Below are 26,849 nucleotides of genomic sequence, written 5' to 3'. Positions count from 1 at the left end.
CCCTGCCAGCCGGAGGACCCCGGCTCTCGGCCTCGCACCTCTTCGTGCGCTATTACCACGGTATGCCTGGTCGCGCCGCGGGTCGAACGGCTCTCCCCCGCCCGGCCGCTCCCCGGATGCCGGGGACCCGGGAAGCGGGCAGGGTGGCCAGCACCGGCACGTACACCCGGCCCGCGCACCGCGGTGTGCGCGGGGACGAGACAGACGAGGACCCGCCCATGCCCGTGATCGACCGCCGACGCCGCCGGCTCGCCATCGCCGCCCAGGCCGTGTTGCTGACCCTGACCGTCGCAGGCTGCTCGGGCCTGGGCCGGACCGCGGTCGGCCCGGTCATCTACACCACCGAGCGGGACGCCGTGATCCAGGTGAACAGCCCCTCCGTCAAGGGCTGCCACCGGCTCGCCCCGGCCGGCGCGAAGGCGGTGGCCAACGAGACGCTGGTCGACATCATCCTGTACCCGACGCCGGACTGCTCCGGGCCGGGGACGGCGTACGTGGCGACCAGCTTCTCCGACGAGAACGCGCACACCGCGCCGGCCTGGCGCAGCTTCAGCACGGTCCACTGACGCGCGGACACGACCGGCCCACTGACCGCGCGACCGGCTCGTCCGGCGTCGGGCCGCAGGTGTCCGGTCGCGGGTCCATGCTGGTAGGTGAGGCGATGCCATGCGTACCGGCAATGAACCGACGAACGCCCGCAGTCCGCTGCGGATGCGGCTCTGGCTGAGCCTGTGGGGCCTGGCCTGGACCGTCTTCGGAGTGACGGCCTTCGCGGTGAACGGCCGCACCGGCTGGGCCGTCGTGTGCGGGGTGCTGCTCGCGCTGGTCCTGGTGGATCTGTGCGTGGTCGTGCACCGGCTGCGACAGGGCGCCCACTACCAGCCGGGCCGCTCCGTGCCGCCGTACGAGCCCGACCACGGACCGGACGGCGGCACGGGCCCTCCACCGGGCACGCCCTAGGAGGCGGCTCCGCCCCGGTCGTCGAAGCGGGCGGCGCGCAGGTATTCCGGGTTGGGGTCCAGCGCGGCCGCGAGCCGGAAGTGGCGTACGGCCCGCTCCGGGTGGTTGGAGCGCTCGAAGGTGCGGGCCAGCGCGAAGTGCGCGAAGGCGTTGTCCGGCTCCCGCTCCAGCACCAGCTCGAATTCCAGCTCGGCCGGGCGCAGTTGCGCCGCCGCGAAGAAGGCGCGGGCGCGCAGCAGCCGGGCGGCGGTGTTCTCGGGGTGGGCGGCGATCACCGAGTCGAGCAGCCGCACGGCCCCCCGGGGGTCGCGCGCGGCGAGCAGTTGCTCGGCCGCGCGGAAGTCGATGACGTCGGTCTCCGGGTTCCTCTCGGGCACGGTCGCTTCCTTCCGCTGGTCCGTCCCGGCATGAACGCCCGCCCGGTCGCGGGTATTCCTCGCGCGGGAGCCCTCAGTCCGTCTCGGCGCGCCGGACCAGCTCGGCCCACACCTCGCGGACCCGGTCCGCCAGTTCCTCGACGGGTCCGTCGTTGTCGATGACCAGGTCAGCGATGGCGCGCCGCTGTTCGCGGGTGGCCTGGGCGGCCATGCGGGCGCGGGCGTCCGCCTCGGTCATGCCGCGCAGCCGTACGAGCCGGTCGAGCTGGGTCTCCGGGGCGGCGTCGACCACGACGACCAGGTCGTAGAGGGGGGCAAGGCCGTTCTCGGTGAGCAGGGGGACGTCGTGGACGACCACGGAGTCCGGCCCGGCGGCCTTCTCCAGTTCGGCGGAGCGCTCCCGGACGAGGGGGTGGACGATCGCGTTGAGCGCGGCGAGGCGGTCCGGGTCGGCGAAGACGACGGCGCCGAGCGCGGGCCGGTCCAGGGCGCCGTCCGGCGTCAGGACACCCGCACCGAACTCCTCGACGACGGCGGCGAGACCGGGGGTGCCGGGTTCGACCACCTCGCGCGCGATGCGGTCCGCGTCGATGAGGACGGCCCCGTGGCCGACGAGCAGCCGGGACACTTCGCTCTTGCCGGCACCGATGCCACCGGTCAGGCCCACTTTCAGCATGCCCGGAAGCATAGGGCCTTTCGTTCGGATCAGGCCGGATCAGGGAGCGGGGGCTGGTGCCGTGCATCGCAAGGCGGAGGATTGAGGCGGATGGGGTCTCCCCTGTTCGAGCACGGCCGAGAACTTGGGGAAGGAGCGTTGGTGATTGACGACAACGCCGCGAGGTGCGGCACCAGCCCCCGCGAGCCCGGCATGATCCGAACGAAAGGCCCTGGGTGCCCGCCTTCCCTGATCGGTGCGGTCGGGGGAGGCGGGCACTGGGAGGCGGCTCGGGTGGTGGGGTCAGGCATCGCCCTCGCGCTCGGCGAGGAACTTCTCGAACTCCAGGCCGATCTCGTCGGCGGACGGCAGGTCCGCGGGCTCGGCGACCAGGTTGCCGCGGGTCTCGGCGCCCGCGACCGCGTCGTACTGGTGCTCAAGGCCCTCGACCAGCGAGACCAGCTCCTCGTCGCCCTGGCCGATCTGGCGGTCGATCTCCGTCTGGGTGCGGTGCGCCTCGGTGCGCAGGGCGTGCGCGACGGACGGGAGCACCAGGCCCGTGGCGGCGGTGATCGCCTCCAGGGCGGTGAGCGCCGCGTCGGGGTAGGCGGAGCGGGCGACGTAGTGCGGGACGTGGGCGGCGACGCCGAGCACGTCGTGGCCCGCCTCCATCAGCCGGTACTCGACGAGCGCCTCGGCGGAGCCGGGCACCTGCGCCTCCTCGAAGGGGCTGCGGTGGCCGGGCATCAGGTCGGTGCGGTTGCCGTGCGGGGTGATGCCGACGGGGCGGGTGTGCGGAACGCCCATCGGGATGCCGTGGAAGTTGACCGCGAGCCGGACGCCGAGCCGTTCGACGACCTCCTCGACGGCGGCGGCGAACCGCTCCCACTCCACGTCGGGCTCCGGGCCGGAGAGCAGCAGGAACGGCGCGCCCGTGGCGTCCTGGACGACACGGACCTCCAGCGCCGGGGTGTCGTACGCGGACCAGCGGTCGCGCTTGAACGTCAGCAGCGGGCGGCGGGCACGGTAGTCGATCAGGCGGTCGTGGTCGAAGCGGGCCACCACCTGGTGCGGCAGCGATTCGAGCAGGCCGTCGACGATCTGCTCACCGGTCTCACCCGCGTCGATGTACCCCTCGAAGTGGTAGAGCATGACCAGGCCGGCCGACTCCTGGGCGAGCGCCATGTCGACGACAGCCAGGCCCTTCGGCTCCCATTCGTACAAACTCTGCGGATCAGGCACGGTTACCGCTCCTCCTTGTGTTCCTGGGAAACAACGTCCCGCGGATCAACGGCATTCCCCGTACCCGGTGTTTCCCCGTACCCGGCGTTTCGGCGGCGGAAAACGCGTGAGGCCCGCCCCCCGAAGGGGACGGGCCTCACGGTCACTCACCTACCGCGGTCGATGCCGGGAGGGCCGGAGCGTCAGCTCTGGCCGCCCGCCAGCTTCTCGCGGAGCGCGGCCAGGGCCTCGTCCGACGCCAGGGCGCCGGAGTTGTCCGAGGACTCCGAGGAGTAGGAGCCGCCGCTGCCGCCCGAGGCGGCCTGCGTGTTGCCGGCGGAGGCGGCAGCGCCCTCGGCGGCAGCGGCCTCGTCGGCCTCGCGGGACTTGATGACCTGGGCCTGGTGCTGCTCGAAGCGCTGCTGCGCCTCTGCGTACTGGGTCTCCCAGACCTCGCGCTGAGCCTCGAAGCCCTCGAGCCAGTCGTTGGTCTCGGGGTCGAAGCCCTCGGGGTAGATGTAGTTGCCCTGGTCGTCGTAGGACGCGGCCATGCCGTACAGGGTCGGGTCGAACTCGACCGAGGCCGGGTCGCCGCCGAACGCCTCGTTGGCCTGCTTCAGCGAGAGGCTGATGCGACGGCGCTCGAGGTCGATGTCGATGACCTTGACGAAGATCTCGTCGTTGACCTGGACGACCTGCTCCGGGATCTCCACGTGGCGCTCGGCCAGCTCGGAGATGTGGACCAGGCCCTCGATGCCCTCGTCCACGCGGACGAACGCACCGAACGGAACGAGCTTGGTGACCTTACCGGGGACGACCTGCCCGATCTGGTGCGTACGGGCGAACTGCTGCCACGGGTCTTCCTGCGTCGCCTTGAGCGACAGGGAGACGCGCTCGCGGTCCATGTCGACGTCGAGGACCTCGACGGTGACCTCCTGGCCGACCTCGACGACCTCGGAGGGGTGGTCGATGTGCTTCCAGGACAGCTCGGAGACGTGCACCAGACCGTCGACGCCGCCCAGGTCCACGAAGGCACCGAAGTTGACGATCGAGGAGACGACGCCGGAGCGGACCTGACCCTTCTGGAGGGTCGTGAGGAACGTCTGGCGGACCTCGGACTGGGTCTGCTCCAGCCAGGCACGGCGGGACAGGACCACGTTGTTGCGGTTCTTGTCCAGCTCGATGATCTTGGCCTCGAGCTCCTTGCCCACGTACGGCTGGAGGTCACGGACGCGGCGCATCTCGACGAGCGACGCCGGCAGGAAGCCGCGGAGGCCGATGTCGAGGATGAGACCACCCTTGACGACCTCGATGACGGTACCGGTGACGATGCCGTCCTCTTCCTTGATCTTCTCGATGGTGCCCCAGGCACGCTCGTACTGAGCGCGCTTCTTCGAGAGGATCAGGCGGCCTTCCTTGTCCTCCTTCTGGAGAACCAGGGCCTCGATCTCGTCACCGACCTTGACGACCTCGTTCGGGTCGACGTCGTGCTTGATCGAGAGCTCGCGGCTCGGGATGACGCCTTCGGTCTTGTAACCGATGTCGAGGAGAACCTCGTCCCGGTCAACCTTGACGATGACACCGTCAACGATGTCGCCGTCGTTGAAGTACTTGATCGTCTCGTCGATCGCCGCGAGGAACGCGTCCGCGTCGCCGATGTCGTTGACCGCAACCTGCGGAGTGGTGGCGGTGGTCTCGGTGCTGCTCGTCATGTGGGAAAGGGCTCCGGTACGGACATTGAGTCGTAGGTACTGCCACGCCGAAAGCCCGTATCGCCTCTGCAGAAGCCGGACAGCCTGGGAAGCGCCCCACCCGATGAACCGGGCGGCGCCTCGACAACCGAGGGACATGCAACAGGTGCGAGCGCGGCCTGCTAGGTCTGAGGAGCGCAGGCTCGCAGCGCAACTTGTAGCATACGGGGGCAGCAGGGCAGGGTCAATGCGCGAAGGCGGACACCACGGGCGAAACGCCCCATGCCCGGCACAACTCGGCTTCACCGAGGCCGGATCGTGTCCGAACACGCCCGGACACACGGATTCCGCACCGCACCCGCCCCTTGGTACGTACCGCGTACGACGGGGTGAAGGCAAACTACAACGACGGACACGATGAGCCAAGAGATGGACGCCGCCGAACCCGAGGCGACCCGCCGCAGCGCCGGTACCGCCGAGAGCAGCCGGGCCAGCCGCGGCTGGTGGGACCGCAACGCCGACGAGTACCAGAACGACCACGGCGCCTTCCTCGGCGACGACCGCTTCGTCTGGGGCCCGGAGGGGCTGGACGAGGCGGACGCCGCGCTGCTGGGCCCCGCCGCCTCGCTCAAGGGCCTCGACGTCCTGGAGATCGGCGCCGGCGCGGCCCAGTGCTCGCGCTGGCTGGCCGCCCGGGGCGCCCGCCCCGTCGCCCTGGACCTCTCCCACCGCCAGCTCCAGCACGCCCTGCGCATCGGCGAGGGCCTGCCGCTGGTCGAGGCGGACGCCGGACGGCTGCCGTTCCGCGCCGGCTCCTTCGACCTGGCCTGCTCCGCCTACGGCGCCGTGCCCTTCGTCGCCGACCCGGTCCAGGTCTTCCGCGAGGTCCACCGCGTGCTGCGCCCCGGCGGCCGCTGGGTCTTCTCCGTCACGCACCCCGTGCGCTGGGCCTTCCCCGACGAGCCGGGCCCCGAGGGCCTGTCGGTGGCCGCCTCCTACTTCGACCGCACCCCCTACGTCGAACAGGACGAACGCGGCGAGGCCGTGTACGTGGAGCACCACCGCACGCTCGGCGACCGGGTGCGGGACGTCGTCGCGGGCGGCTTCCGGCTGGTGGACCTGGTGGAACCGGAGTGGCCCGCCTGGAACGACCAGGAGTGGGGCGGCTGGTCCCCGCTGCGCGGCAACCTGATCCCGGGCACCGCGATCTTCGTCTGCGTACGCGACTGAGCCACCGCCCGTACGAGACTGGGGGCGTGATCCGCACCGACGCCCTCGACCCGCTGCCCGTCCGCACCGCCGTGCCCGCCCTGCGGCGCGCGCTCGACGACCGGGGGGTCGCGGTGCTGTGCGCACCCCCCGGCACCGGCAAGACCACCCTCGTGCCGCTCGCCCTCGCCGGGCTGACCGGGGACGGCCCGGTGCGCCGGGTCGTCGTCGCCGAGCCCCGCCGGATCGCCGCCCGCGCCGCCGCCCGGCGCATGGCGTGGCTGCTGGGCGAGCGGACCGGGCAGCGCGTCGGGTTCACCGTGCGCGGCGAGCGGGTGGTGGGCCCGGACACCGTGGTGGAGGTCGTCACCACCGGGGTGCTGCTCCAGCGGCTCCAGCGCGACCAGGAGCTGGCCGGGGTGGACGCGGTGATCATCGACGAGTGCCACGAACGGCACCTCGACGCGGACACGGTGGCCGCCTTTCTCCTGGACGTACGCGCGGCGCTCCGCCCCGACCTGCGGCTGGTGGCCGCCTCCGCGACCACGGACGCCGAGGGCTGGGCCCGGTTGCTGGGCGACGCCCCGGTGGTCGAGGCGCGGGGCGTGTCGCATCCGGTGGAGGTCGTCTGGGCCCCGCCGGCCGCGCCGGTGCGGCCGCCGCACGGGATGAGGGTGGACCCGGCGCTGCTGCGCCACGTCGCCTCCGTGGTGCGGCGGGCGCTGGCCGAGCGGGACGGCGACGTGCTGTGCTTCCTGCCCGGCGTCGGCGAGATCGGCCGGGTGGCCGGTGAGCTGGCGGGCGTCGGGGCCGAGGTGCTCCAGGTGCACGGACGGGCCCCGGCGGCGGTGCAGGACGCGGTGCTGGCGGGTTCGTCCGGGGGCCGGCGGGTGGTGCTCGCGACCTCGGTGGCGGAGTCGTCGCTGACGGTCCCCGGGGTGCGGACGGTCGTGGACTCCGGGCTGGCCAGGGAGCCGCGCACCGATCACGCGCGGGGCCTGAGCGCGCTGACGACCGTACGGGCCTCGCAGGCGGCGGGCCGCCAGCGCGCGGGCCGGGCGGGGCGCGAGGCACCGGGCACCGTCTACCGCTGCTGGGACCACGCGGAGGACGGGCGCCTCGCCCGGTTCCCGTCCCCGGAGATCAGGGTGGCCGATCTGTCGGCGTTCGCCCTCCAGGCGGCCTGCTGGGGCGATCCGGACGCCTCCGGGCTGGCGCTGCTCGACGCGCCTCCGGAAGGGGCGATGGCCGCCGCGCGCGAGGTCCTGGCCGCGGTCGGCGCGGTCGGGCCGGACGGCCGGGTCACCGAGCGGGGCGTGCGGATGTCCCGGCTCGGGCTGCATCCCCGGCTGGCCAGGGCGCTGCTGGACGGGGCGGCCGAGGTCGGGGGCCGCCGGGCCGCCGAGGTGGTGGCGCTGCTGAGCGAGGAGCCGCCCCGCGCGTACGGGGACGACCTGGCGGCGGCGCTGCGCACCGCGCGCCGGGGCCGGGACGCCTACGCGGACCGCTGGCGCCGGGAGGTGCGGCGGCTGTCGTCCGGGGTCGAGGGCGACGGCGGCGGTGGCCGGCCGGTGTCGGACGACGCGGCGGCCGGTCTGGTGGCGGCGCTGGCCTTCCCGGAGCGGGTGGCGCGGGCGCGGGGCGGCGGGGCGTTCCTGATGGTGTCGGGCACGGGCGCGGAGCCGGGCGAGGGCTCCGGGCTGCGCGGCGCTTCCTGGCTGGCCGTCGCGGTGGCGGACCGGCCGGCGCACGCGGCGTCCGCGCGGGTGCGGCTCGCGGCCGTCGTGGACGAGGACACCGCGCGCCTGGCGGCCGGGCCGCTGCGGTTCGCGGGCGAGGAGGTGCGCTGGGACGGCCGGGACGTGGTGGCGCGCCGGGTGGAGCGGCTGGGGGCGGTCGAGCTGTCGGCGCGCCCGCTGAAGCAGCCCGATCCGGCGCTGGTGCGCGCGGCCCTGCTGGAGGGGCTGCGGCGGGAGGGGCCGGGGCTGCTGCGCTGGGGCCGGGACGCGGCGCAGCTGCGGGAGCGGCTGGCCTTTCTGCACCGGGTGCTGGGCGGGGCCTGGCCGGATGTGTCGGACGGGGCACTGCTGGCGCGGCCCCAGGAGTGGCTGGAGCCGGAGCTGTCGCGGGCGCGGCGGCGGGCCGACCTGGCCGCGATCGACGCGGGCCAGGCGCTGCGCAGGCTGCTGCCGTGGGCGACGGGTGAGGCGGTGCGGCTGGACGAGCTGGCGCCGGAGCGGATCGAGGTGCCGAGCGGTTCGCGGATCAGGGTGGAGTACGGCGGGGAGCAGCCGGTGCTCGCGGTGAAGCTCCAGGAGCTGTTCGGACTGCGGGAGACGCCGCGGGTGGCGGGGGTGCCGGTCCTGGTCCATCTGCTGTCCCCGGCCGGGCGGCCCGCCGCGGTGACGGCGGATCTGGCGTCGTTCTGGGGCGGGGGCTACAAGGCGGTGCGCGCCGAGCTGCGCGGCCGGTATCCGAAGCATCCGTGGCCCGAGGACCCGGCGACGGCGGAGGCCACCCGGTTCACGAAGGCGCGGCTCGCGCGGGAGTGAGCGCGGGGCAGCCCCCGGGCCGGGGTGCGGCGCGGGGGCTGCCGGGCGGGCGCTGACGGGGTCAGGGGGCGGTGGTGGCGGCCGGGGTGGCCGTGGGGGTCGGGGTGGCCGTGGCGTCCGCGCGCTCCTCGACGGTGAGCTCGATGACGAGCGAGCCGCCGCCCTCGGCGGTGAGCCGCAGCTTGTACGTACCGGCCGGGCCGTCCGCGTAGAACGTCGGGAGCTTCAGGCTGCCGTCCGCCGCCGTGGTGAGCACGACGCTGCGGACGGGGTTGCCCTCGTCGTCGGTGCAGTACGGGCCCTTGTCGTTCTGGGCGGGCACCTCGGCGTCGGTGATCATCGTCGCGGTGACGGCGACCCCGCCCGCGGCCGCGCCCTTGTGGGTGGCGGCGACCGTGATGGCGTCGTACGCCCCGCCGGCGACGGCGGTCAGCTCCGCGGTGCCGGTCCGGGTGAGGGCGTCGGCCTGCCGGGCGGTGACCGTCGCCGTGAACGCGACGGCCCGCGCCGAGGTGCCCGCCACCGCGGCCCGGACGGTGAACTCGCCGGTCTTCTCGCCCGCGTGGAGCGCCGGGGCGGTGGCGATGCCGTCCGCGCCGGTCCTGACGGTGGCCGTCCTGGCGCCGCCCTCGAACGTGGCGCCGGTGTCGCCGGCGATGGTGAAGGTCACCGACGCCTTGGCGACCGCGCCGCCGGAGCCGTTGCGCGCCCGGACGGCGATGTCCTGGTCGAAGGTGTCGCCGGCGGTGGCGGTCAGCGTCGCGGAGCCGGTGTTCTGCAGCACCGTGACCGTCTGGGTCGGGCTGGGCTCCGGCTTCGGGGTGTGCGTCGGCGGCTTGCCGGCCTCGCCCGGCTTGGACGGCTCGGGGCTCGGCTCGGAGGGGGGCGTGGGCTTCTTCGAACCGCCCGGCTCGGGGGTCGTGGACGGCGAGGGCGTCGACGGCGAGGTGGAGGGGCCGCCGCCGGGCCGGGTGGGGCCGGGGTTGCGGCTGGTCGGGCCGGTGGGCAGCACGCCGGTGCCGTCCGGGACCTCGTGCGTGCCCCGGTTGTAGTACGAGAACCAGGAGCGGACCGTACGCAGGTACACGTCCGAGTGGTTGTAGCTGAGGACGGCCCGGTCCAGGTCGGTGGCAATCGACAGGTCGCGGGGGCCGGCGCAGAGGTAGCGTCCGGCGGCGAGCGCGGCGTCGTAGATGTTGTTGGGGTCCTTGCGGCCGTCGTCGTTGCCGTCCTGGCCCCAACTGGCCCAGGTGGACGGGATGAACTGCATCGGGCCGACCGCCCGGTCGTGCGTCCGGTCGCCGTCGTAGGCGCCGTTGTCGGTGTCCTTGATGAGGGCGAAGCCGTTGCCGTCGAGGGCGGGGCCGAGGATCGGGGAGAGCGTGGTGCCCTGCGCGTCGACCCGGCCGCCCCGGGCCTGTCCGGACTCCACCTTGCCGATCGCGGCGAGCAGTTGCCACGGCAGCCGGCAGGCCGGGTCGGTGGCCGCGATGGTCCGCTCGGCCTTCCGGTACGCCGCCAGGACGGAGGCGGGTATGCCGGACTCACGGCTTCCGGTCACCGGTACGTCCACCGAACCGCCGGGCTTCTGCGGCGTGTTCAGCGGCGGCAGGTCGGTGTAGTACGGCGAGTCGCCGGAGGCGCCGCCGCCCTGCTCGGTGGGGGTCGAGGCACCGACGGGCGGGTGGTCGCCGCCCTCGGCCGCGACCAGCGGGGAGCCGGGAGCCTGCGAGGCGGAGAGAGCCGCCACCGCGAGCGCTGCGACGGCGGTGGTGGCCGCCCCTCTGTACAGCCGGCGACCGAATTGCGCTGCCATGACGTGTGGGCCCTCCCCCTCGTCGCTCTCGGCGCTCCCCCGCGCCTGGACTCAGGCGACCCTACGGCACGTCTTGCGGTGCGCACACGGCGGCCGGGCCTGTTCTTACCGCTTTCTCACCTTCCTGAACACAAGTTGTCCATGTGCGGACGTGTTCGTGACGTGGGCCGTCGCACGATCGGGCGCCGTCCGCCGGTCCTTCCGGGTCACGCATACTGCCCGCATGCCCTTCACGCTCAGTCATGCCGCCGCCGTGCTGCCGGGGATACGGCGGGACGGCACGGGCCGCGGTCCGCTCATCGCCTCGGCCCTGGTCGCCGGGTCGTTCGCCCCCGATCTCACCTACTTCGCGGATTCGGTGATTCCGGGCGCGATGGAGTTCGGGGAGGTCACCCACGCGGTGTGGGGCGCGCTCACCGTGGATGTCCTGATCACGGCCCTCGCGCTCGCCCTGTGGCTGCTGCTGCGCGATCCGCTGGTGGCGCTGCTGCCTCCGCGCCGGCAGGGGCGGGTCCACGCGTGGCTGCGGGGCGGCGGGTCCGGGGCCGGGGCCGCGACCGGGGCCGGGCTTCGGGCGGTGGGGCTGCGCGGCGCCGCCCGGTTCGCGGTGTCGGCGGCGCTCGGCTCCGCCACGCATGTCGTCTGGGACGCCTTCACGCATCAGGGCCGGTGGGGCGTCCGTCTGGTGCCGGGGCTCGACGGCAGCGCGGCGGGGCTGCCCGTGGCCACCCTGGTCCAGTACGGCACGTCGGCCCCGGCGCTGCTGCTGCTCGGCTGGTTCGCCGTGTCGGGGCTGCGGCGGACCGGGGAGCGGCCGCTGCCCGCGTCGGTGCCTGACCGGCGGGCGCGGCGGTGGGCGTTCGCCTGGATCGGGCTGTGCGTGGTCCTGGGCACGGCGCACCGGTGCGCCCGCTGGTACGCGTACTTCGGGCACATCGACACCCCGCTGGACATCATCCCGACGCTCTGCTTCGGCGCGGGCTCCGGCCTGGCCGCGGGGCTCCTGCTGTACGCGGCGGCGGTACGGCTGGCTCCCGTACGCCGGAACACGGGCCCGCGCGCCGGGGACGGCGCCGAGGACGGTACGGAGACGGAGACGGGCGCGGCCGGGGCCTTCGGGGGCCCCGGCCGGAGCGGGTCAGTGGGCCGCTGACTCCCAGTCGCCGCCGACGCCGACCGACACGTCCAGCGGGGCGCGCAGCCGCACCGCCGTGGACATCTCGTGGCGCAGGATGCCCTCCACCCGCTCCCGCTCGCCCGCGGCGATCTCCAGCACGATCTCGTCGTGGACCTGGAGCAGCATCCGCGACTTCAGCTCCGCCTCGGTCAGCGCCCGGTCGACCTGGAGCATGGCCACCTTGACGATGTCGGCGGCGGTGCCCTGGATCGGGGCGTTGAGCGCCATCCGCTCGGCGGTCTCGCGGCGCTGGCGGTTGTCGCTGTTCAGGTCGGGGAGGTAGCGGCGGCGGCCGAAGATCGTCTCGGTGTAGCCGGTGGCGCGGGCCTCCTCCACCACCCGGTGCAGATAGTCCCGCACCCCGCCGAACCGCTCGAAGTAGGTGTCCATCAGGACGCGCGCCTCGCCCGCCTCGATGTTCAGCTGCTGGGAGAGGCCGAAGGCGGACAGCCCGTACGCCAGGCCGTAGCTCATGGCCTTGATCTTGCGCCGCATCTCCGGGTCGACGGCCGACTTCTCGACGCCGAAGACCTGCGAGGCGACCGTCGTGTGCAGGTCCTCGCCGGAGGTGAACGCCTCGATCAGTCCGGCGTCCTGCGAGAGGTGGGCCATGACCCGCAGCTCGATCTGGCTGTAGTCCGCCGTCATCAGCGTCTCGAAGCCCTCGCCGACGACGAAGCCCCGGCGGATCGCCCGGCCCTCGTCCGTCCGGACCGGGATGTTCTGCAGGTTCGGGTCGGTGGAGGAGAGCCGGCCGGTCGCCGCCACCGTCTGGTTGAACGTGGTGTGGATACGGCCGTCCGCCGCGATCGACTTCACCAGGCCCTCGACCGTGACCCGCAGCTTCGCCTGCTCGCGGTGGCGGAGCATGAGCACCGGCAGCTCGTGCTCCGTCTGGGCGGCCAGCCAGGCCAGCGCGTCCGCGTCCGTCGTGTACCCGGTCTTCGTCTTCTTGGTCTTCGGCAGGCCCAGCTCGCCGAACAGCACCTCCTGCAGCTGCTTGGGCGAACCGAGGTTGAACTCCCGGCCCACCGACGCGTGCGCCTCCTTCACCGCCTGCTGGACGGCCCCGGCGAACTGCTGCTCCATGCCCTCCAGGTGGGCCCGGTCCGCCGCGATGCCGTGCCGCTCCAGACGGGCCAGCAGGATCGACGTCGGCAGCTCCATGTCGTGCAGCAGCTCGGCCGCGCCGACCTCCTTCAGCCGCTCCGTGAACGCCTCGCCCAGGTCCAGGACGGCGCGGGCCTGCGTCATCAGCGCGTCGGCCTCGGCCTGGTCCTCCGCGCCGAAGGCCAGCTGCCCGTCCGCCGCGGCCGCCGGGGCCAGCTCCCGGCCCAGGTACTCCACGGCCAGGGCGTCCAGCGCGAAGGAGCGCCGGCCGGGCTTGACCAGGTAGGCGGCGAGCGCGGTGTCCATCGAGACGCCGCCGATCCGCCAGCCGTGCTCCGGGAAGACCCGCATCGCGCCCTTGGCGTTGTGCATGACCTTGGGCCGGGCCGGGTCCGCGATCCACGCCGCGAACGCCCGCTCGTCGCCCTCGTCCAGCAGCGCCGGGTCGAACCAGGCCGCCGCCCCGCCCGCCGCGGCGAGCGCGATCTCCGTCACCGTGCCGCTGCCGAGCGACCAGGTGTCCACCGTGGCGACGCCGAGCGGCTCACCGCCGTGCTCCGCGAGCCAGGGGGCCAGCTCACCGGCGCCCAGCACCGCGCCGTCCAGCTCGATCCCGGCGGCCGGCGCGGGCGGCTGGGCCTCCGCGGCGCCCGGATCGACGGCGAGCAGGCGCTCGCGCAGGCTCGGATTGCGGATCTCCAGGATGTCCAGGATGCCGGTGACCGCCGTACGGTCGTAGGGGGCGCGCTCCAGCTCGGCCGGGGTCTTCGGCAGCTCCACGTCCCGGACCATCTCCGTCAGCACGCGGTTCAGCTTCACCGCGTCCAGATGGTCCCGCAGGTTCTGCCCGGCGACGCCCTTGACCTCGTCGGCCCGCGCGATCAGCTCGTCGAACGAACCGAACTGGTTGATCCACTTCGCGGCGGTCTTCTCCCCGACCTTGGGAATGCTCGGAAGGTTGTCCGACGGGTCACCGCGCAGCGCCGCGAAGTCCGGATACTGCCGGGGCGTGAGCCCGTACTTCTCGACGACCTTCTCCGGCGTGAACCGGGTCAGCTCGGAGACGCCCTTGGTCGGGTACAGCACGGTCACGTCGTCCGTGATCAGCTGGAACGAATCGCGGTCGCCCGTGACGATCAGCACCTCGAAACCGGCCGCCTCGGCCTGCGTCGCCAGCGTCGCGATGACGTCGTCCGCCTCGAAGCCCTCGACCGCGAACCGGTCCGCGTGCATCGCGTCGAGCAGCTCGCCGATCAGCTCGACCTGCCCCTTGAACTCGTCGGGGGTCTTCGACCGGTTCGCCTTGTACTCCGGGAACTCCTGCGCCCGCCACGTCTTGCGGGAGACGTCGAACGCCACCGCGAAATGCGTCGGCGCCTCGTCACGCAAGGTGTTCGCGAGCATCGACATGAAGCCGTACACCGCGTTCGTCGGCTGGCCCGCCGCCGTCGTGAAATTCTCCGCGGGCAGCGCAAAGAACGCCCGGTACGCCAGGGAGTGCCCGTCCATCAGGAGCAGGCGCGGTCGGTTGTCTGCCGTCTTCTTCGATGCCGTCTCAGCCACACCCCGATCCTGCCACGACCCACTGACAATCCGGACCGGCCGCCTCGCCGGGCGCACCACCCGCCCCGCGTGCCAGGATCAGAGACAAGGAAACACACCCGGCGGACCCACCAGACACCTCCCGGGGGCCCGCAGCAGACCCGAAGGGGAGCAGCATGGCCGGCAAGCCGCCCGCAGGAGACCCCGTCCAGGACGCCCCGCAGGTCGGCCCGGCCAAGCATGCCGCGGCCGGGCTGCCCGCCGTCGCCGAGAGCCTGCGCGTCGCCCAGCGCCAGATGGGACTGCGCCGCTCCGCGCAGACCCTCCTCAAGGTCAACCAGAAGGACGGCTTCGACTGCCCCGGCTGCGCCTGGCCCGAGGGCGACAAGCGGCACGTCGCCGAGTTCTGCGAGAACGGCGTCAAGGCCGTCGCCGAGGAGGCCACGCTGCGCCGGGTGACCCCGGACTTCTTCGCCGCCCACCCCGTGGGCGACCTCGCCGGGCGCAGCGGCTACTGGCTCGGCCAGCAGGGCCGCATCACCCAGCCGGTGTACCTGCCGGAAGGCGCCGACCGGTACCAGGCGGTGACCTGGGAGCGCGCCTTCGAGATCATCGCCGAGGAGCTGGGCGCCCTCTCCTCCCCCGACGAGGCCGTCTTCTACACCTCCGGGCGCACCAGCAACGAGGCCGCCTTCCTCCTCCAGCTCTTCGCCCGCGAATTCGGCACCAACAACCTGCCGGACTGCTCCAACATGTGCCACGAGTCCTCGGGCTCCGCGCTCACCGAGACCATCGGTGTCGGCAAGGGCTCGGTCTCCCTGGAGGACCTGCACCACGCCGACCTGATCATCATCGCCGGACAGAACCCCGGCACCAACCACCCCCGGATGCTCTCCGCCCTGGAACAGGCCAAGGCCGCCGGCGCGAAGATCATCTCGGTGAACCCGCTGCCCGAGGCCGGCCTCGAACGCTTCAAGAACCCGCAGACCCCGCACGGCATGGTCAGGGGCACCCCCCTCAACGACCTGTTCCTGCAGATCCGCATCGGCGGCGACCAGGCCCTCTTCCGCCTCCTCAACAAGCTGATCCTGGACACCGAGGGCGCCGTCGACGAGCGGTTCGTCGCCGAACACACCCACGGCTACGAGGAGTTCGCCGCCGCGGCGGCCGCGGCCGACTGGGACGAGACCCTCGCCGCGACCGGCCTCGACCGCGCCGCCATCGAGCAGGCCCTCGCACTCGTCCTCGCCTCCGAACGCACCGTCGTCTGCTGGGCCATGGGCCTCACCCAGCACAAGCACTCCGTGCCGACCATCCGCGAGATCGTCAACTTCCTCCTGCTGCGCGGCAACATCGGCCGGCCCGGCGCCGGGGTCTGCCCCGTGCGCGGCCACTCCAACGTCCAGGGCGACCGCACCATGGGCATCTTCGAGCGCCCCTCCACGGCCTTCCTCGACGCCCTCGACACGGAGTTCGGCATCACCTCGCCGCGCCACCACGGCTACGACGTGGTCCGCGCCATCCGCGCCCTGCGCGACGGCGACGCCAAGGTGTTCTTCGCCATGGGCGGCAACTTCGTCGCCGCCACCCCCGACACCGACGTCACCGAGGCGGCCATGCGCAACGCCCGCCTCACCGTCCACGTCTCCACCAAGCTCAACCGCTCGCACGCCGTCACCGGCACCCGCGCGCTGATCCTGCCCACCCTCGGCCGCACCGACAAGGACGTCCAGGCGAGCGGCAAGCAGTTCGTCACCGTCGAGGACTCCATGAGCAAGGTCCACGCCTCGCGCGGCAACCTCACCCCCGCGAGCCCCCACCTGCTCTCCGAGCCCGCCATCGTCGCCCGCCTCGCCCGCGCTGTCCTCGGCCCCGGTTCCGCCACCCCCTGGGAGGACTTCGAGCACGACTACGCCACCATCCGCGACCGCATATCCCGCGTCGTCCCCGGCTTCGAGAACTTCAACGCGCGCATCGCGCACCCCGGCGGCTTCACCCTGCCGCACGCCCCCCGCGACTCCCGCCGCTTCCCCACGGACACCGGCCGGGCCAACTTCACCGCCGCGCCCGTCGAGTACCCGAAGCCGCCCGAGGGCCGGCTGCTGCTCCAGACGCTGCGCTCCCACGACCAGTACAACACCACGATCTACGGCCTCGACGACCGCTACCGGGGCATCAAGGGGGGCCGCCGCGTCGTCCTCGTCCACCCCGACGACGCCACCGCGCTCGGGCTCGCCGACGGCTCCTACACCGACCTCGTCAGCGAGTGGAAGGACGGCGTGGAGCGCCGCGCACCCGGCTTCCGCGTCGTCCACTACCCCACCGCCCGGGGCTGCGCCGCCGCGTACTACCCGGAGACCAATGTCCTGGTCCCCCTCGACTCCACCGCCGACACCAGCAACACTCCCGCCTCCAAGTCCGTCGTGGTGCGCTTCGAACCCGCGCGCTGAGAACGCGCGGCCCCGTGAAGGCGTGGCCCCGCGACCCTGCGGACCCGTGGACTAAGCGCTCGCTCAGTCGTCTGATAGGAACAACACAGACACGCACCACCGCACAGCGACGGAAGGCGGCCCCATGGGCGAGCACACCGCACCCACGTTCCCCCAGGAGATCATCGACGAGTACGCCGCGCTCGGCGTGGACCTGCCCGCCCTGTTCTCCGCCGGCCACCTCGGGGAACGCATGGGCGTACGCGTCCTCGAAGCCTCCGCCGAGCGCGTCGTCGGCACCATGCCCGTCGAGGGCAACACCCAGCCCTACGGACTCCTGCACGGCGGCGCCTCCGCCGTCCTCGCCGAGACCCTGGGCTCCGTCGGCTCCATGCTCCACGGCGGCCCGGCCAAGGTCGCCGTGGGCGTCGACCTGAACTGCACCCATCACCGAGGGGTACGGAGCGGCCTCGTCACCGGCGTCGCGACCCCCGTACACCGCGGCCGGTCCACCGCCACGTACGAGATCTCCATCACCGACGAGCACGACAAGCGCGTCTGCACCGCCCGCCTCACCTGCCTCCTGCGCGACGCCCCCGCCCCGCAGGCCGGCTGACCCCGCGCCACACCCCCACCCCGCTGCCCGGCCGTCCGCCAGAACGGCCGGGCAGCGGCATACCCGGGCACAACCACCGCCCCACGCAAGGAATTTGGCCCGCCGCCACCTCAACCCCCTTGACCCGGTGGGCCGTTCCGTGGCCCACTCAGCTACCGCATCCCCCACACCCCCGCCACCACACCGTGTCGCCGCACCCCCGTCACCGTAACGCTGCGTAACCAACGCGCGAGGTGCGGGGCCCCGCCCCGGCGCTCCCAGCCCGGCCCCCTCCGCCGCCGGGCCCTGCGGCCTGCCTCCGTACGCCCGCACCGCGGCCCCACGGGCGACAGCAGCAAGATCAGCCCAAGCCCCTTAGCAGAGCTGCGCGTTCTCACATTGCGGTCACTTCACGGTCCGGTAAATAGCCGTACATGTCCGCCCACCCACCTCAAGCCTTGCTCAAGGGCATAACAAGAGAGTCACATCCTTGGCAGGCAGCACTCCCGACCCCCACCACTGCCCTTAGAGTCACGGCCAGTCACCGCGCCGCCGGGCGCGTCTGCAGCACGGCCCTGTACCAACCCAGTACGGCCCGGCGAACGACACGGCTCCTCCAGCAGAGGAGACCGCGCCAGGGAAAGGACCTTTCGTGCGACACCGTTCTTTGCTCATCCTCACAGCAGTGCTCACCACAGGGGCGCTCACACTCACCGCCTGCGGGTCGCGCGACGACGACAACAAGAGCGACGGCAACAGCTCCGGCGGCAACACCACCGTCGTCATCGGCGTCGACGCACCGCTGACCGGCGACCTCTCCGCCCTCGGCCTCGGCATCAAGAACTCCGCCGACCTCGCCGCCAAGACGGCGAACAAGGAGAAGACGGTCCCCGGCATCACCTTCGAGGTCCAGCCGCTCGACGACCAGGCGCAGCCCTCCGTCGGCCAGCAGAACGCCACGAAGTTCATCGACAACAAGAAGGTCCTCGGCGTCGTCGGCCCGCTGAACTCCGGCGTCTCCCAGTCGATGCAGAAGCCGCTCAACGACGCCGGCCTCACCCAGGTCTCCCCCGCCAACACGGGCACCGAGCTGACCCAGGGCAACGACTGGAAGACCGGCGACAAGAAGCGCCCCTTCAAGACCTACTTCCGCACCGCCACCACGGACCAGATCCAGGGCGCCTTCGCCGCGAAGTACCTGTACAACAACGCGAAGATCAAGCAGGTCTACCTCATCGACGACCAGAAGCCCTACGGCGCCGGTCTCGCGGCCTCCTTCAAGACCACCTTCACCAGCCTCGGCGGCAAGATCGTCGGCGCCGACCACGTGAACCCCGAGGACCGCGACTTCAACGCCGTCGTCACCAAGGTCAAGAGCTCCGGCGCCAAGGCCGTCTACTACGGCGGCGAGTACCCCGCCGGCGCCCCCCTGAGCCAGCAGCTCAAGGCCCGCGTGCAGATCCCCCTCATGGGCGGTGACGGCATGTACAGCGCCGACTTCATCAAGCTCAACAAGAAGGCCCAGGGCGACATCGCCACCTCCGTCGGCAAGCCCGTCGAGGAGCTCGACTCCGCCAAGAAGTTCATCGCCGACTACGAGGCCGCCGGCTACGAGGACGCCTACGAGGCGTACGGGGGCGGCACCTACGACGCCACCTGGGCAATCATCGAGGCCGTCAAGATCGCGGTCGCCGAGAACGGCGGCAAGCTCCCCGACAACGCCCGCGCCAAGGTCCTCGAGGCCATGAGCAAGGTCAAGTTCGACGGCGTCACCGGCCCGGTCTCCTTCGACCAGTACGGCGACACCACCAACACCATGATGACCGCCTACCAGGTCGACGGCGGCAAGTGGGTCTCCAAGCTCAGCGAGGTCTACAAGCCGTAACCACCCCGGCCACCCGCCGACACACCCCACCCAGACCGCGCGGGAGCGCTACGAGCACTCCCGCGCGGCGCCATATCCGAACCACTCCACGGAGGCCCTGCGGTGAACGAACTGCCGCAACAGCTGGCCAATGGACTCATCCTCGGCGCGATGTACGGACTCATCGCGATCGGCTACACGATGGTCTACGGAATCATCCAGCTCATCAACTTCGCCCACGGCGAGATCTTCATGATCGGAGGCTTCGGAGCTCTCACCGTGTACCTCTGGATGCCGGCCGGCTCCAACCTCCTCGCCATCCTCCCCCTCATGATCATCGGCGGCGTCCTCTGCTCCGTCGCCATCAGCGCCGCCGCCGAACGCTTCGCCTACCGGCCGCTGCGCACCGCTCCCCGCCTGGCCCCGCTGATCACCGCGATCGGACTCTCCCTCGCCCTCCAGCAGGCCATCTGGAAGTGGTACCCCGACGCCACCAAGGACCACCCCTTCCCGCAGTTCAAGGGCGCGTCCATCGGCATCTTCGGCGCCCACATCCAGCGCGGCGACCTCTTCGTCCTCATCGCCGCCCCCCTCTGCATGCTCGCCCTCGGCCTCTTCGTCGCGAAGACCCGCACCGGCCGCGGCATGCAGGCCACCTCGCAGGACCCCGACACCGCCAAGCTCATGGGCATCAACACCGACCGCATCATCGTCATGGCCTTCGCCATCGGTGCCGCGTTCGCCGCCGTCGCCGCCGTCGCCTACGGGCTCAAGAACGGCCAGATCGGCTTCAAAATGGGCTTCATCATGGGCCTCAAGGCCTTCACCGCCGCCGTCCTCGGCGGCATCGGCAACATCTACGGCGCCATGCTCGGCGGCGTCGTCCTCGGTGTCGCCGAATCCCTCGCCACCGGCTACATGAACGAAGTCCCCGGCATGGACCTCTTCGGCGGCGGCGCCTGGAAGGACGTGTGGGCCTTCGTCCTCCTCATCGTCGTCCTGCTGCTGCGGCCACAGGGCCTGCTCGGCGAACGCGTCGCGGACAGGGCGTGATACGGATGACCACCCACGCCTTCCTCCCGCTCCCGGCACCCGCCGCACGCGCCGCCACCCTGGCCGGCGCGGCCGCCGCACTCGCCGGAACGTTCCTCCCCTGGACCTGGACCTCCGAATTCCCCGGCGACCTCACCGTCACCGGCTACCCCGGCGGCCTCCAGGTCCTCACCCTCACCGCCGCCGTCCTCACCCTGCTCTTCACCCTCACCGGCTACGGCATCCCCGGACTGCGCACCCTCACCCCCGGCGGCACCAACAGCCCCGTCCGCCTCCTGGCCCTCGGCACCCTCGGCACCACCGGCTACACCATGGGCGCCATCTCCTACCAGCTCGGCGGCGTCGTCAACCTGGAACCCGGAGCCTGGGTCAGCGGCATCGGCGCACTCGTCGCCGTCATCGCCTCCCTCGGCCTCCCCGACGACGTCCCGCCCGCCACCGAAGGCCCCACGCCCAGCACCTGGCAGCGCTTCCGCCACAGCTTCACCGCGCCCTCGGCACCCCGCGCCAAGGCCCTCCCGGCCTGGGCCGAGATCATCATCATCGCCGTCGCCTTCGGCTTCGCGCTGTACGTCTTCACCTACGGCATCGGCATCCCCACCGAGGACTCCGAACAGTTCATCGGCTTCCTCATCACCGCGGCCTTCGGCTTCACCGCGCTCACCCGTGCCGGACTCGTCGCCCGGCTCACCGCACTCACCTCCAAGCACCGCAACGTCACCCTCACCGCGGCCCTCGTCGCGGCGCTCTGCTTCCCCTTCACCCAGGACACCGCGGAATACGCCCTCATCGGCGCGAACATCCTCATCTTCGCGACCGTCGCCCTGGGCCTCAACGTCGTCGTCGGCCTCGCCGGCCTCCTCGACCTCGGCTACGTCGCCTTCCTCGGCGTCGGCGCCTACGCCGCCGCACTCGTCTCCGGCGCACCGCTCTCCGCGATCGGCGTGACCTTCCCCTTCTGGGCCGCCGTCCTCACCGGAGCCGTCGTCTCCCTGATCTTCGGCGTCCTCATCGGCGCCCCGACCCTCCGACTGCGCGGCGACTACCTCGCCATCGTCACGCTCGGCTTCGGTGAGATCTTCCGCGTCACCGTGAACAACCTCAACGGCAACAGCGGACCCGACCTCACCAACGGCTCCCAGGGCATCCCCAGCATCCCCGACCTCAACCTCCTCGGCATCGACTTCGGGCTCAGCCACGACATCGGCCCCTTCACCCTCAGCAGGCCCGCCAACTACTACCTGCTGATGCTCGTCGTCACCGCCGTCGTCGTCCTCGTCTTCCGCCGCTCCGGAGACAGCCGCATCGGCCGCGCCTGGGTCGCCATCCGCGAGGACGAGACCGCCGCCACCGCCATGGGCATCAACGCCTTCCGGCTCAAGCTGCTCGCCTTCGCCCTCGGCGCCACCCTCGCCGGCCTCGCCGGCACCGTACAGGCCCACGTCAACTACACCGTGACGCCCGAGCAGTACCAATTCGCCGGCTCCGTGCCCCCGAACTCCGCGTTCCTCCTCGCCGCCGTCATCCTCGGCGGCATGGGAACCCTCAGCGGACCCTTCGTCGGCGCCGCGCTGCTCTACCTCATCCCGGCCAAGCTGCAGTTCATGCAGGACTACCAGCTCTTCCTCTTCGGCATCGCACTCGTCGTCCTGATGCGCTTCCGCCCCGAGGGCCTGGTCGCCGACCGCAGGAAGCAGCTCGAATTCCACGAGAACGACGAGCCCGACCAGCCCGACGTGCCCACACCCCGGAAGTCCGACGCGACGGACGCCGGCATCGCCAAGGCGGGGGCGTAACACCATGACCAGCACCAGCACCGCCACGACCGTGCTCGACGCCGGCGGGGTCACCATGCGCTTCGGCGGCCTCACCGCCGTACGGAGCGTCGACCTCACCGTCAACTCCGGCGAGATCGTCGGTCTCATCGGCCCCAACGGCGCCGGCAAGACCACCTTCTTCAACTGCCTCACCGGCCTCTACGTCCCCACCGAGGGCACCGTCCGCTACAAGGGCACCGTCCTGCCGCCCAAGCCCCACCTCGTCACCCAGGCAGGCATCGCCCGCACCTTCCAGAACATCCGGCTCTTCGCCAACATGACCGTCCTGGAGAACGTCCTCGTCGGACGCCACACCAGGACCAAGGAAGGACTCTGGTCCGCCCTCCTGCGCCTGCCCGGCTTCAACCGGGCCGAGCAGGCCGGCCGCGAACGCGCCATGGAACTCCTGGAGTTCATCGGCCTCCAGGACAAGGCCGACCACCTCGCCCGCAACCTCCCCTACGGAGACCAGCGCAAGCTGGAAATCGCCCGCGCCCTCGCCAGCGACCCCGGACTCCTCCTCCTGGACGAGCCCACCGCCGGCATGAACCCGCAGGAAACCCGCGTCACCGAAGACCTCATCTTCGCCATCCGGGACCAGGGCATCGCCGTCCTCGTCATCGAGCACGACATGCGCTTCATCTTCAACCTCTGCGACCGCGTCGCCTGTCTCGTCCAGGGCGAGAAACTCGTCGAGGGAACCCCGTCCGAGGTCCAGAGCGACGAACGCGTCGTCGCCGCCTACCTCGGCACCCCCTTCGAAGGCGCCCCCGGCGCCGAGGAGGCCGCCGAGGTCGAGAAGGCCGAAGCGGAAGCCCACACCGGCACGGACGCGAGCACGGAAGAGGAGGACAACCGATGACCGCACTGCTCGAGGTCGAGGACCTCCGCGTCGCCTACGGCAAGATCGAAGCCGTCAAGGGCATCTCGTTCACCGTCGAGAGCGGCCAGGTGGTCACCCTCATCGGCACCAACGGCGCCGGCAAGACCACCACCCTGCGCACCCTCTCCGGGCTGCTCAAGCCGCTCAGCGGCCGCATCCTCTTCGAGGGACAACCACTCACCAACGTCCCCGCGCACAAGATCGTCGCCATGGGCCTCGCCCACTCCCCCGAGGGCCGCCACATCTTCCCCCGGCTGACGATCACCGAGAACCTCCTGCTCGGCGCGTACCTCCGCACCGACAAGGCGGGCATCGAGAAGGACGTCCAGCGCGCCTACGACCTCTTCCCCATCCTCGGGGAACGCCGGAAGCAGGCCGCCGGAACCCTCTCCGGCGGCGAGCAGCAGATGCTCGCCATGGGCCGTGCGCTGATGTCCCAGCCCAAGCTGCTCATGCTCGACGAGCCCTCCATGGGGCTCTCCCCGATCATGATGCAGAAGATCATGGAGACCATCGTCGAACTCCGGGCCTCCGGTACGACGATCCTCCTGGTCGAGCAGAACGCCCAGGCCGCGCTGTCCCTCGCGGACCAGGGCCATGTCATGGAGATCGGCAAGATCGTCCTCTCCGGCACCGGGGCGGACCTCCTCCACGACGAGTCCGTCCGCAAGGCGTACCTCGGCGAGGACTGAACCCTCGCGGAAACGGGAAGGGCCCGCGCCTGGTGGCGCGGGCCCTTCCTTGTCCTTGTACGGCCGCCCTACTCCGCGGCCTTCTTCTTCTCCTCGGCGTCCGCGATCAGCGCCTCGGCGAGCTGCTGCATCGACAGCCGGCGGTCCATCGACGTCTTCTGGATCCACCGGAACGCCTCCGGCTCCGACAGCCCGTAGTCCGTCTGCAGAATGCTCTTCGCCCGGTCCACCAGCTTCCGCGTCTCCAGGCGCTGCGCGAGGTCCGCGACCTCGTTCTCCAGGGCCTTCAGCTCGGAGAACCGCGAAACGGCCATCTCGATGGCCGGGACGACGTCGCTCTTGCTGAACGGCTTCACCAGGTACGCCATCGCCCCGGCGTCCCGGGCCCGCTCCACGAGGTCGCGCTGCGAGAAGGCGGTGAGCATGAGGACCGGGGCGATGGACTCCTCGGCGATCTTCTCGGCGGCGGAGATCCCGTCCAGGACGGGCATCTTCACGTCCAGGATGACCAGGTCCGGGCGGTGCTCCCGAGCCAGCTCGACGGCCTGCTGCCCGTCCCCGGCCTCCCCGACCACGGAGTACCCCTCCTCCTCGAGCATCTCTTTGAGATCGAGGCGGATGAGCGCTTCGTCCTCGGCGATGACGACACGGGTCGTCAGCGGCGGAACGTGCGACTTGTCGTCATCGGCGACGGGCTGGGGCGACTCGGGGGTGGTCACGGGGCTCCTTGAATCAGGGCAGGACTGCTGACCACAAGCCTACCTAGCTGCAACTGCATGTGGTGACCCGGTACACTCCGAATCACACCCAGCCGGGTTGGCGGAACGGCAGACGCTGATTGCTCAAACCAATCTGCCCGAAAGGGCGTGCGGGTTCGACTCCCGCACCCGGCACAGCGAAGCGGATGTTCACGTTCTCGTGAACATCCGCTTTTTGCTGCGCGCGGCAGGCCCGGATTGCTCATCGTATTCCCATGAACTTCCACGGCACGGAATTACGACAGAAGGCCCTCACCCTTCTGCGCGGCGGCGCACGCAACGCGGATGTCGCGCGGAAGCTGAACGTGCCCGCCGGCACGATCAGCTACTGGAAACACATGGACCGGGCCAAGCGCGGCGAGCCTACGAGAACCCGCTACCACCTCTGCCCTCGATGCGATGGTCGGCTCGATCAGGCCGCCTACTCCTACCTTCTCGGCCTGTACTTGGGCGACGGACACATCATTCAGAACAAGGCCATGAAGACGCCCAGCCTGTCTGTCTTCTGCGACGAATCCTGGCCAGGTCTCATGGCCGAGTGTGAGAAGGCGATGCGCGCCGTTCTCTCCGAGAACTCGGTGTGCCGGGTACGCAGAAAGGGGTGCCGTGAAGTGAAGGTCTACTCGAAACACCTGTGGTGCCTCTTTCCTCAACACGGCCCCGGCATGAAGCACACCCGCCGCATCGCCCTCGAACCCTGGCAGCAGGAGATCGTCGACGCCCACCCCTGGGACTTCGTCCGCGGTCTCATCCACTCCGACGGCTGTCGGACCATGAACTGGACGACCAGGGTGGTCGGCGGCGTCAAGAAGCGGTACGAGTACCCGCGGTACTGGTTCACCAACGTCTCGGACGACATCCGGCAGCTCTACACCGACACCCTCGACACGCTCGGCGTCGAGTGGACGCACTGCACGCGTGCGGGCAAGAAGTACAACATCTCCGTCGCCCGACGGGCGTCCGTAGCCCTCATGGACGCTCACGTCGGGCCGAAATTCTGAACCGCCCTACTTCGGGCTGTCGTCCTCGCCGATGTGGTGGACGCGGACCAGGTTCGTCGAGCCCGCCACTCCGGGCGGGGAGCCGGCCGTGATGACGACCACGTCGCCCTTGCGGCAGCGGCCGATCTTGAGGAGCTCCTCGTCGACCTGGGCGACCATCGCGTCCGTGGAGTCCACCTGCGGGCCCAGGAACGTTTCGACGCCCCAGGTCAGGTTCAGCTGCGAGCGGGTGGCCGGGTCCGGGGTGAAGGCCAGGAGCGGAATCGGCGAGCGGTAGCGCGACAGCCGCTTCACCGTGTCGCCGCTCTGCGTGAACGCCACCAGGAACTTCGCGCCGAGGAAGTCGCCCATCTCCGCCGCCGCACGGGCCACCGCGCCCCCCTGGGTGCGGGGCTTGTTGCGCTCGGTCAGCGGCGGCAGCCCCTTCGCGAGGATGCCCTCCTCGGCCGCCTCCACGATGCGCGCCATCGTGCGCACCGTCTCGATGGCGTACTTGCCGACGCTCGTCTCGCCGGACAGCATCACCGCGTCCGTGCCGTCGATGACGGCGTTCGCGACGTCGGACGCCTCGGCGCGGGTCGGCCGGGAGTTGTCGATCATCGAGTCGAGCATCTGCGTCGCCACGATCACCGGCTTCGCGTTCCGCTTGGCGAGCTTGATCGCCCGCTTCTGGACGATCGGCACCTGCTCCAGCGGCATCTCGACGCCAAGGTCGCCGCGGGCGACCATGATGCCGTCGAAGGCGGCGACGATGTCCTCGATGTTGTCGACGGCCTGCGGCTTCTCGACCTTGGCGATGACGGGGAGGCGGCGGCCCTCCTCGTCCATGACGCGGTGGACGTCCTCGATGTCCCGGCCGCTGCGCACGAAGGAGAGGGCGATGATGTCGGCGCCGGTGCGGATGGCCCAGCGCAGGTCGTCGATGTCCTTCTCGGAGAGCGCGGGGACGGAGACGGCGACGCCGGGGAGGTTGAGGCCCTTGTGGTCGGAGACCATGCCGCCCTCGATGACGGTGGTGCGGACGCGCGGGCCGTCCACCTCGGTGACTTCGAGCGTGACGCGCCCGTCGTCGATCAGGATGCGCTCGCCGGGGGTGACGTCGGTGGCGAGGCCGTCGTACGTGGTGCCGCAGCCGTGGCGGTCGCCCTCCAGCGGTTCGACGGTGATGGTGAAGTCGTCGCCGCGTTCAAGGAGTACGGGGCCTTCGCTGAAGCGTCCGAGGCGGATCTTCGGGCCTTGAAGGTCGACCAGGACGCCGACGCTGCGGCGGCCCTCGTCGGACGCCTTGCGGACGCGGTGGTAGCGCTCTTCGTGTTCGGCGTAGCTGCCGTGGCTGAGGTTGAGGCGGGCGATGTCCATTCCGGCCTCGACCAGGGACTTGATCTGGTCGTATGTGTCGGTGGCTGGTCCCAGGGTGCAAACGATTTTGGCTCGGCGCATGGGTCGA

General features: G+C 71.5%; 21 protein-coding genes and 1 tRNA gene. 14 read left to right on the top strand and 8 right to left on the bottom strand.

All coding sequences use genetic code 11. The annotated features are described in order from the left end of the window. Nucleotides 1–218: 218 nt before the first annotated feature. Together DNK56_RS10690 and DNK56_RS10685 are read left to right on the top strand one after the other, a co-directional pair. On the top strand, nt 219–566 hold the full coding sequence (locus DNK56_RS10690) for a hypothetical protein (protein ID WP_111335667.1): 348 nt from the start codon (nt 219–221) through the stop codon (nt 564–566). 100 nt (nt 567–666) lie between these two features. Next, nucleotides 667–960 carry a DUF6343 family protein gene (locus tag DNK56_RS10685; protein ID WP_111332900.1) on the top strand — a complete coding sequence of 98 codons (294 nt, stop codon included), beginning with the start codon at nt 667–669 and terminating at the stop codon, nt 958–960. Here DNK56_RS10685 and DNK56_RS10680 read toward each other — a convergent pair. The 4 genes from DNK56_RS10680 to rpsA all read right to left on the bottom strand — a co-directional run bounded on the left by DNK56_RS10680 (nt 957) and on the right by rpsA (nt 4,925). Then, nucleotides 957–1,337 (bottom strand): tetratricopeptide repeat protein, encoded by a 381-nt coding sequence (locus DNK56_RS10680; protein ID WP_111332897.1) that lies wholly within the window; start codon nt 1,335–1,337, stop codon nt 957–959. The genes DNK56_RS10685 and DNK56_RS10680 overlap by 4 nt on opposite strands. Nucleotides 1,338–1,410: 73 nt before the next feature. Further along, nucleotides 1,411–2,013: a dephospho-CoA kinase gene (gene coaE / locus DNK56_RS10675; RefSeq protein ID WP_111335665.1), complete on the bottom strand. Its 603-nt coding sequence runs from the start codon at nt 2,011–2,013 to the stop codon at nt 1,411–1,413. 282 nt (nt 2,014–2,295) lie between these two features. Further along, a complete protein-coding gene (locus DNK56_RS10670; protein ID WP_199563797.1) occupies nt 2,296–3,234 on the bottom strand; it encodes a PAC2 family protein in 939 nt (312 codons plus the stop codon). 182 nt (nt 3,235–3,416) lie between these two features. Further along, on the bottom strand, nt 3,417–4,925 hold the full coding sequence (gene rpsA / locus DNK56_RS10665; protein ID WP_111332891.1) for a 30S ribosomal protein S1: 1,509 nt from the start codon (nt 4,923–4,925) through the stop codon (nt 3,417–3,419). Nucleotides 4,926–5,333: 408 nt separating this feature from the next. Between rpsA and DNK56_RS10660 the strand changes: the two genes are divergently transcribed. Then, nucleotides 5,334–6,134 (top strand): class I SAM-dependent methyltransferase, encoded by an 801-nt coding sequence (locus DNK56_RS10660; protein WP_199563846.1) that lies wholly within the window; start codon nt 5,334–5,336, stop codon nt 6,132–6,134. Between the two features lie 26 nt (nt 6,135–6,160). After that, nucleotides 6,161–8,665 carry an ATP-dependent helicase HrpB gene (hrpB, locus tag DNK56_RS10655; protein WP_111332886.1) on the top strand — a complete coding sequence of 835 codons (2,505 nt, stop codon included), beginning with the start codon at nt 6,161–6,163 and terminating at the stop codon, nt 8,663–8,665. 61 nt (nt 8,666–8,726) lie between these two features. Here the strand turns inward: hrpB and DNK56_RS10650 are convergent, their stop codons facing one another. After that, on the bottom strand, nt 8,727–10,481 hold the full coding sequence (locus DNK56_RS10650) for a lytic transglycosylase domain-containing protein (RefSeq protein ID WP_111332883.1): 1,755 nt from the start codon (nt 10,479–10,481) through the stop codon (nt 8,727–8,729). Nucleotides 10,482–10,704: 223 nt separating this feature from the next. Between DNK56_RS10650 and DNK56_RS10645 the strand changes: the two genes are divergently transcribed. Beyond that, on the top strand, nt 10,705–11,634 hold the full coding sequence (locus DNK56_RS10645; protein ID WP_111335663.1) for a DUF4184 family protein: 930 nt from the start codon (nt 10,705–10,707) through the stop codon (nt 11,632–11,634). On the opposite strand, the gene polA is transcribed toward DNK56_RS10645, so the two are convergent. Continuing rightward, nucleotides 11,620–14,331 (bottom strand): DNA polymerase I, encoded by a 2,712-nt coding sequence (gene polA / locus DNK56_RS10640; protein WP_111332880.1) that lies wholly within the window; start codon nt 14,329–14,331, stop codon nt 11,620–11,622. The two genes, DNK56_RS10645 and polA, sit on opposite strands and share 15 nt — an antisense overlap. A 155-nt stretch (nt 14,332–14,486) precedes the next feature. Here polA and DNK56_RS10635 point away from each other — a divergent pair, with 155 nt between their 5' ends. The 7 genes from DNK56_RS10635 to DNK56_RS10605 all read left to right on the top strand — a co-directional run bounded on the left by DNK56_RS10635 (nt 14,487) and on the right by DNK56_RS10605 (nt 23,643). Further along, nucleotides 14,487–16,760 (top strand): FdhF/YdeP family oxidoreductase, encoded by a 2,274-nt coding sequence (locus DNK56_RS10635; RefSeq protein ID WP_111332877.1) that lies wholly within the window; start codon nt 14,487–14,489, stop codon nt 16,758–16,760. Nucleotides 16,761–16,884: 124 nt separating this feature from the next. Further along, nucleotides 16,885–17,355: a PaaI family thioesterase gene (locus tag DNK56_RS10630; protein WP_111332874.1), complete on the top strand. Its 471-nt coding sequence runs from the start codon at nt 16,885–16,887 to the stop codon at nt 17,353–17,355. Between the two features lie 646 nt (nt 17,356–18,001). After that, on the top strand, nt 18,002–19,219 hold the full coding sequence (locus tag DNK56_RS10625) for a branched-chain amino acid ABC transporter substrate-binding protein (protein ID WP_111332871.1): 1,218 nt from the start codon (nt 18,002–18,004) through the stop codon (nt 19,217–19,219). Nucleotides 19,220–19,321: 102 nt separating this feature from the next. Next, the gene (locus DNK56_RS10620) at nt 19,322–20,251 is read left to right on the top strand and encodes a branched-chain amino acid ABC transporter permease (protein WP_111332868.1); all 930 of its coding nucleotides are present in this window, start codon (nt 19,322–19,324) and stop codon (nt 20,249–20,251) included. Between the two features lie 5 nt (nt 20,252–20,256). After that, the gene (locus tag DNK56_RS10615; protein WP_111332865.1) at nt 20,257–22,047 is read left to right on the top strand and encodes a branched-chain amino acid ABC transporter permease; all 1,791 of its coding nucleotides are present in this window, start codon (nt 20,257–20,259) and stop codon (nt 22,045–22,047) included. A gap of 4 nt (nt 22,048–22,051) precedes the next feature. Next, a complete protein-coding gene (locus DNK56_RS10610) occupies nt 22,052–22,930 on the top strand; it encodes an ABC transporter ATP-binding protein (RefSeq protein ID WP_111332862.1) in 879 nt (292 codons plus the stop codon). Then, nucleotides 22,927–23,643 carry an ABC transporter ATP-binding protein gene (locus tag DNK56_RS10605; protein WP_111332859.1) on the top strand — a complete coding sequence of 239 codons (717 nt, stop codon included), beginning with the start codon at nt 22,927–22,929 and terminating at the stop codon, nt 23,641–23,643. The genes DNK56_RS10610 and DNK56_RS10605 overlap by 4 nt, the downstream gene beginning before the upstream one ends. Nucleotides 23,644–23,711: 68 nt before the next feature. Here DNK56_RS10605 and DNK56_RS10600 read toward each other — a convergent pair whose 3' ends face one another. Continuing rightward, nucleotides 23,712–24,362: an ANTAR domain-containing response regulator gene (locus tag DNK56_RS10600; RefSeq protein WP_111332857.1), complete on the bottom strand. Its 651-nt coding sequence runs from the start codon at nt 24,360–24,362 to the stop codon at nt 23,712–23,714. Nucleotides 24,363–24,453: 91 nt separating this feature from the next. Between DNK56_RS10600 and DNK56_RS10595 the strand changes: the two genes are divergently transcribed. Further along, nucleotides 24,454–24,536 (top strand) — tRNA-Leu (locus DNK56_RS10595). Nucleotides 24,537–24,616: 80 nt separating this feature from the next. Beyond that, nucleotides 24,617–25,402, top strand: a complete 786-nt coding sequence (locus DNK56_RS10590; protein ID WP_111332854.1) for a helix-turn-helix domain-containing protein — start codon at nt 24,617–24,619, stop codon at nt 25,400–25,402. 6 nt (nt 25,403–25,408) lie between these two features. Here the strand turns inward: DNK56_RS10590 and pyk are convergent, their stop codons facing one another. Beyond that, on the bottom strand, nt 25,409–26,842 hold the full coding sequence (gene pyk / locus DNK56_RS10585; RefSeq protein ID WP_111332851.1) for a pyruvate kinase: 1,434 nt from the start codon (nt 26,840–26,842) through the stop codon (nt 25,409–25,411). Nucleotides 26,843–26,849: the final 7 nt, after the last annotated feature.

It is taken from the genome of Streptomyces sp. AC1-42W (assembly GCF_003248355.1).
Lineage (GTDB): Bacteria > Actinomycetota > Actinomycetes > Streptomycetales > Streptomycetaceae > Streptomyces.
This window is presented reverse-complemented; position numbering and strand designations above follow the sequence as displayed.

Coding starts and splice junctions, on each gene's coding strand:
- DNK56_RS10690 (WP_111335667.1), top strand. CDS start 219: ATGCCCGTGATCGACCGCCGACGCCGCCGGCTCGCCATCGCCGCCCAG.
- DNK56_RS10685 (WP_111332900.1), top strand. CDS start 667: ATGCGTACCGGCAATGAACCGACGAACGCCCGCAGTCCGCTGCGGATG.
- coaE (WP_111335665.1), bottom strand. CDS start 2,013: ATGCTGAAAGTGGGCCTGACCGGTGGCATCGGTGCCGGCAAGAGCGAA.
- rpsA (WP_111332891.1), bottom strand. CDS start 4,925: ATGACGAGCAGCACCGAGACCACCGCCACCACTCCGCAGGTTGCGGTC.
- DNK56_RS10660 (WP_199563846.1), top strand. CDS start 5,334: ATGGACGCCGCCGAACCCGAGGCGACCCGCCGCAGCGCCGGTACCGCC.
- DNK56_RS10650 (WP_111332883.1), bottom strand. CDS start 10,481: ATGGCAGCGCAATTCGGTCGCCGGCTGTACAGAGGGGCGGCCACCACC.
- DNK56_RS10645 (WP_111335663.1), top strand. CDS start 10,705: ATGCCCTTCACGCTCAGTCATGCCGCCGCCGTGCTGCCGGGGATACGG.
- DNK56_RS10635 (WP_111332877.1), top strand. CDS start 14,487: ATGGCCGGCAAGCCGCCCGCAGGAGACCCCGTCCAGGACGCCCCGCAG.
- DNK56_RS10630 (WP_111332874.1), top strand. CDS start 16,885: ATGGGCGAGCACACCGCACCCACGTTCCCCCAGGAGATCATCGACGAG.
- DNK56_RS10615 (WP_111332865.1), top strand. CDS start 20,257: ATGACCACCCACGCCTTCCTCCCGCTCCCGGCACCCGCCGCACGCGCC.
- DNK56_RS10610 (WP_111332862.1), top strand. CDS start 22,052: ATGACCAGCACCAGCACCGCCACGACCGTGCTCGACGCCGGCGGGGTC.
- DNK56_RS10605 (WP_111332859.1), top strand. CDS start 22,927: ATGACCGCACTGCTCGAGGTCGAGGACCTCCGCGTCGCCTACGGCAAG.
- DNK56_RS10590 (WP_111332854.1), top strand. CDS start 24,617: ATGAACTTCCACGGCACGGAATTACGACAGAAGGCCCTCACCCTTCTG.
- pyk (WP_111332851.1), bottom strand. CDS start 26,842: ATGCGCCGAGCCAAAATCGTTTGCACCCTGGGACCAGCCACCGACACA.